1 protein-coding gene is annotated in these 1,597 nt (G+C 41.5%); it reads left to right on the forward strand.

Translation table 11 applies throughout. The features are described 5' to 3' along the window. Window positions 1-1,597: HYR domain-containing protein (locus Q7U10_00330; GenBank protein MDO8281067.1), on the forward strand; the 1,597-nt coding region annotated here is incomplete at both ends.

A 1,597-nucleotide genomic window follows, 5' to 3' on the forward strand; every position in this document is an offset into this window, starting at 1 on the left:
TTTCCCGTTAGGAGCTACAACAGTAACTTGGACAGTAACCGATCGTAGTGGAAACAGCAATACGGCAACACAAATAGTAACCGTGTTGGATACTCAAAATCCAACCATTGCAACATTGGCTGCCACAAGTGTAAATGCTGATGCAGGCGTATGTACGTATGCAAGTTCTCAATTAACGAAGCCTTCAGCGGCAGATAATTGTAGCGTGATAGTTACAGCTTCTCCTGCAAGTTTGACCTTAGGTTCCAATACCGTGACCTGGACTGCAACCGATGGTAGCGGGAACACCGCGACTTCTACTCAAACAGTAACTGTTGTAGATATTCAAATGCCGACCATAGCCGTATCAACCGTTTTGGTTTCTGCAAATGCGTCTTGTAGCGCAACAGGTGTTGATTTAGGAACACCAACAACAACCGATAATTGTTCGGTGGCTTTGGTTGCAAACGATGCTCCTGCAATTTTCGAATTGGGAAACACAACCGTAATTTGGACCGTAACCGATGGCAGTGGAAACACCGCAACGGCTAATCAAACCGTAACGGTGGTTGATGATCAAAACCCAACCGTAGAAACTTTGGCTGACATCAGCTTGAATGCAGATGCAGGTATTTGTTCCTACGCAAGTTCTCAATTAACCGCTCCTACTGCCGCAGATAATTGCAGCGTGGCAAGTGTTGTCGTGTCTCCGGCAAGTTTGGCTTTGGGTTCTAATCTAGTAACTTGGACAGTAACCGATGGTAGTGGTAATGTTACTACTTCTACTCAAAACGTTACCATTTTAGACGTAATAAATCCTGTTATTACTTGCCTTGAAAACATAGACGTCTATACAGACGCAAGCAGTTGTGGAGCTATTGTTAGTTATGCTTTGCCTGTGGTTACAGATAATTGCAATTCTAATGCAGCTTCTAATTTAATTTCAAACGGAAGTTTTGAGTCTGGTTTTTCTAATTGGACAATCAACGACGGTACTGGCACAAGTGGCTGTAACCAACCTTGGATTGCAACTACAACAGGATCAATGTGTAATTCTGTCGCCAGCCCTATCGATGGAACAAATGCGGCATATACTGCATTTGATGGCAGTGGCCCAACAGCATATACAATGAGCCAACAGATTACTATTCCTTCCGGATTTTCTGCAGCTAATTTAAACTGGTTAGAAACTTATAGTATGAATTATAGTAATACTCAGAGAACATTTAGTATTGATCTTTATGATGCAACGAACACTGTTCTAATTGCAAACCTTAATTCACAAGCATTGCCTTTCAACGGAAATATACCTTGGACTCCATTCAGTACGGATGTTACTTCTGTAATTACAAGCCAAATTGGCAATACAGTAACGCTAAGAGTTTCAGCTATAGTTCCGCAAACTTTAACTGGTCCTGGTGCCTTTGGCTTTGACAATGTATCATTAGACATTACAGGTGGTGGCGTTCAACTAGAACAAACTGCCGGTTTAGCTTCTGGTTCATTATTCCCAATAGGAACAACAACAAATACATTTCTTGCGACAGATGGTAGTGGAAACACTTCAACTTGTTCTTTTGATGTAATTGTTACAGATAATGAAAAACCAAATGTTCTA

It is taken from the genome of Thermodesulfovibrionia bacterium (assembly GCA_030646035.1).
Classification (GTDB): Bacteria; Nitrospirota; Thermodesulfovibrionia; order UBA6902; family UBA6902; genus JACQZG01.